The following is a 3,878-nucleotide window of genomic DNA, read 5'->3' as shown; positions in this document are numbered from 1 at the left end:
CGGCGCCCGCCGAGATCTCCGCTGTGTCGCCCCCTCTTCCCCTGCACGCCGCTCCTCCGATCGCACGCCGGGCGGCTGCGCGCGCCGCTCGACGATTCTGCGCACGGCGCGCTGCAACTCGCGCTGCAGGCGCTGCGGGCCGCGGAAGGGCGCTGACGGCGTTTCGGTGGTGGTTGAACGCGCACCGCACCCGGGCCGGTGGCGGCGATCGACCGGGAACCGTCCGGCGGGCAACCGGGCACGACGTTAGAATGGCCGTTCCGCAGAGCCCTGAGCGCCATTCTCCCGTCCCATGTACAAAGTCATCGCCACCGATCTCGACGGTACCCTGCTGAACAGCGACCACCAGCTCGATCCGTACACGATCGACACCGTCCGTCGGCTCGACCGCGACGGCCTGCAGTTCGTGATCGCCACCGGGCGCCATTACGCGGACGTCGCCGGCATTCGCGACGTGCTCGGCATCCGGCCGTACCTGATCACGTCGAACGGCGCGCGCGTGCACGCGCCGGACGACACGACGATCCACGCGCAGGACATCGATCCGGCGATCGTCCGCGGCCTCGTGCAGCCGGACATCGTCGGCGCGCACGGCCGCGTGATCGTCAACCTGTTCACCGACCAGGGCTGGCTGATCGACCGCGATGCGCCGCACCTGCTCGAATTCCACCAGGATTCGGGCTTCCACTACGACGTGATCGACATGCCCGCGCATGACGGCGCGGATATCGCGAAGGTGCTGTACATCGGCGATCCGGCCGATCTGGCGGTCGTCGCCGAGCAGATGCGCGTGCGCTTCGGCGATGCGCTGTACGTCACGTACTCGCTGCCCGACTGCCTCGAAGTGATGACCGCGAACGTGTCGAAGGGCCGCGCGCTGCGCTCGGTGCTCGCGCGGCTCGGCGTCGACACCGGCCACTGCATCGCGTTCGGCGACAACATGAACGATATCGACCTGCTCGAAACCGCCGGCCACGCGTTCATGATGAACAACGCGAACCCCGACCTGGTTGCGCGGCTCCCGCACATCCCGCGGATCGGCAACAACTTCGACGCCGGCGTCGCCCGCCACCTGCGCACGCTGTTCTCGCTTGAAGACAACGTCGCCGCATCCTGAGCGTCCTGCCGGAGCGGAAATGAAAAACGGGCGCCAGTGGCGCCCGTCGAAATTACCTGCCTCGATCTTCTTTGACAGCGTGAGGCTCGCTGCTCTGCTCGCTTGACCCCGTAGTGTTTTATTCGCTTGTGCGAGCCGATGCCGGCAACAGGTCGACGGCGTCGTCACGCCCCGCGACCAGCGGATAGATGATCCCGGCGAGTACCGCGCCGATGATCGGTGCCACCCAGAACAGCCAGAGCTGGCCGATCGCGTCGCCGCCCACGAACAGCGCGGGGCCGGTCGAGCGGGCCGGGTTCACCGACGTGTTGGTGACCGGAATCGAGATCAGGTGGATCAGCGTCAGGCACAGGCCGATCGCGATCGGCGCAAAGCCGGCCGGCGCGCGCTTGTCGGTGGCGCCCAGGATCACGAACAGGAAGAAGCCCGTCATCACGACTTCGCAAATGAACGCCGCACTGAGTGCGTAGTGGCCGGGCGAGCGCTCGCCGAAGCCGTTCGTCGCAAAGCCGCTGCCGACGACGTCGAAGCCCGGCTTGCCGGTCGCGATCAGGTACAGCACGAATGCGCCGAGCGTCGCGCCGACCACCTGCGCGACGATGTACGGCACGAGATCGCGTGCGGGAAAGCGGCCGGCGACCGTCAGGCCGACGCTCACCGCCGGATTCAGGTGGCAGCCCGAAATGTGGCCAATTGCGAATGCCATCGTCAGCACAGTCAGGCCGAAGGCAAGTGCGACGCCGGCAAAGCCGATGCCGAGGCCCGGAAAGGCGGCGGCCAGCACGGCGCTTCCGCACCCGCCGAGCACCAGCCAGAACGTGCCGAATACCTCTGCAGCGAGACGCTGAGAAAGATTCATGTAAGGACCTTGGTCAAGTGGATTGAAGACAACCGGACGACGAGACGGATTTAAACCGTCACCCGGAATTGGTCTGGATTATAGGAAATGAATCGGGTCGAGGAGGGTCAACGATTGTTAAATTTGAATAGCTGACGAATGCCTTTTATTAGAATAAGTCCGCATTCTCGATATAGCCGAATCGGTTAAAGATGACAGCATTATTTTTGAAGGGCAGGGCGGCAGTGCGGATGGCGTAACGGATGTTGGTGTCCCGGCCGGATTCGCCGGGGCCGCATCATCGAAAAGGGGAGTCGAAAAATGTCTCAATACGCGAAACTCAAGGCGCAGATCGCCGATCTGCAGGCCCAGGCGGACGATGTGCGCCGCCAGGAAGTGGCGGCGGTGATTGCGGAAGTCCAGCAAAAGATTGCCGAATATGGGCTGACTGCCCAGGATCTGGGCTTCGCGGAGCGAGCGAAGCGCGGGCGTCCGCCGAAGAAGGCGCCGCTACCCCCGAAATACCGCGATCCGAAGTCGGGCGCGACCTGGAGCGGGCGAGGCAAGCCGCCGAATTGGATCGTCGGTAAAAACCGCGATCGTTTCGTCATCGAATGACCGAAAACCCAAACAAAAGAGCCGCATCGAGATGCGGCTCTTTTGTTTTGCGCGCCGATTTCGGCGCGGATTTGATTACGGAATATTTCCTCGCGGAATTCCGTGTCAGGCGCCGGCGACCCGGCGCAATGCCGGTTGACGGGTGCCCGCGCAAAGCGATTCGTAAGTTTCGACATAACGCTGCGCCATCGCCTTCGAGCTGAAACGCGTGTCGAAGCGTTCGCGGATGGCCGTGCGCGACAGGCTGTCGATCCGGTGCAGTGCGCCGACCGCACCCTGCACGTCCTCGACGATGAAGCCGGTCACGCCGTCCTCGATCACTTCCGGCACCGAGCCACGGTTGAACGCGACGACCGGCGTGCCGCAAGCCATCGCCTCGATCATCACGAGGCCGAACGGCTCCGGCCAGTCGATCGGGAACAGCAGCGCCTTCGCGCCGGACAGGAACGCGGGCTTCTGCGCCTCGTTGATCTCGCCGATGAATTCGACGTGCGCCTCGCCGAGCAGCGGCTCGATCACTTCCTTGAAGTAGTCGGCGTCGGCCTTGTCGACCTTCGCGGCGATCTTCAGCGGCAGCCCGCTTTGCGCGGCGATCCGGATCGCGGTGTCGACGCGCTTTTCCGGGCAGATCCGGCCGAGGAACGCGAGGTATTCGGGCTTCACGCCCGGCTGCGGCGTGAGCAGCGTGTCGGGCAGCCCGTGATACACGGTGCCGGCCCACGCGGCCTGCGGCAGCGGCTTGCGCTGGTTGTTCGAGATCGACACGACCGGCGCGTCCGGGAACGCGTCGAACACCGGCTGCAGCTCCGGCAGGTCGAGGCGGCCGTGCAGCGTCGTCACGTACGGCGTGTCGAGGCGCGACATCAGCGGGAACGGCAGGTAGTCGAGGTGGAAGTGCAGCACGTCGAATTCATGCGCGACCCGGGCGACCTTTTCGAGGAGCCGCATATGGGGCGCCATCGAATCGCGGATCGACGGGTCGAGCCGCAGTGCGCGCGGCCAGGCCGCCTCGAGACGGGCCGACGTGACGGAGTCGCCGCTGGCGAACAGGGTCACGTCGTGGCCGAGTTCGACGAGCGCCTCGGTGAGGTAGGACACGACACGCTCGGTGCCGCCGTAGAGTTTCGGCGGAACGGCTTCGTAAAGCGGCGCGATCTGGGCAATTCGCATGGATTTCTCCTGTTTCGATCCGGGGGCGCGGTGGCGCTGATGCGGATCCCGTGCAAGGTTGCGGAACTCGCCGACGTACGCGGTTGGCGGTACGTGGCCGGGCCCTGGGCGGGGTGCGCGGGGCGCCGGACGGCA

4 protein-coding genes are annotated in these 3,878 nt (G+C 65.5%); 2 read left to right on the top strand and 2 right to left on the bottom strand.

Translation table 11 applies throughout. The features are described from left to right. Nucleotides 1–292 precede the first annotated feature (292 nt). Nucleotides 293–1,117 carry a Cof-type HAD-IIB family hydrolase gene (locus G3N93_RS35650; protein WP_174940079.1) on the top strand — a complete coding sequence of 275 codons (825 nt, stop codon included), beginning with the start codon at nucleotides 293–295 and terminating at the stop codon, nucleotides 1,115–1,117. Between the two features lie 118 nt (nucleotides 1,118–1,235). On the opposite strand, the gene aqpZ is transcribed toward G3N93_RS35650, so the two are convergent. Continuing rightward, nucleotides 1,236–1,976: an aquaporin Z gene (gene aqpZ / locus G3N93_RS35645; RefSeq protein ID WP_206135087.1), complete on the bottom strand. Its 741-nt coding sequence runs from the start codon at nucleotides 1,974–1,976 to the stop codon at nucleotides 1,236–1,238. A 300-nt stretch (nucleotides 1,977–2,276) separates the two neighbouring features. On the opposite strand from aqpZ, the gene G3N93_RS35640 reads away from it, so the two are divergent. After that, on the top strand, nucleotides 2,277–2,573 hold the full coding sequence (locus tag G3N93_RS35640; protein WP_011350588.1) for an H-NS histone family protein: 297 nt from the start codon (nucleotides 2,277–2,279) through the stop codon (nucleotides 2,571–2,573). Nucleotides 2,574–2,678: 105 nt separating this feature from the next. On the opposite strand, the gene G3N93_RS35635 is transcribed toward G3N93_RS35640, so the two are convergent. Beyond that, nucleotides 2,679–3,743 carry a glycosyltransferase family 4 protein gene (locus G3N93_RS35635; protein WP_206135086.1) on the bottom strand — a complete coding sequence of 355 codons (1,065 nt, stop codon included), beginning with the start codon at nucleotides 3,741–3,743 and terminating at the stop codon, nucleotides 2,679–2,681. Nucleotides 3,744–3,878 lie beyond the last annotated feature (135 nt).

Source organism: Burkholderia sp. Se-20378 (assembly GCF_017104665.1).
Classification (GTDB): domain Bacteria; phylum Pseudomonadota; class Gammaproteobacteria; order Burkholderiales; family Burkholderiaceae; genus Burkholderia; species Burkholderia lata.
Note: the sequence above shows the minus strand (reverse complement) of the source record. Positions and strands in the feature narration are given on the sequence as shown.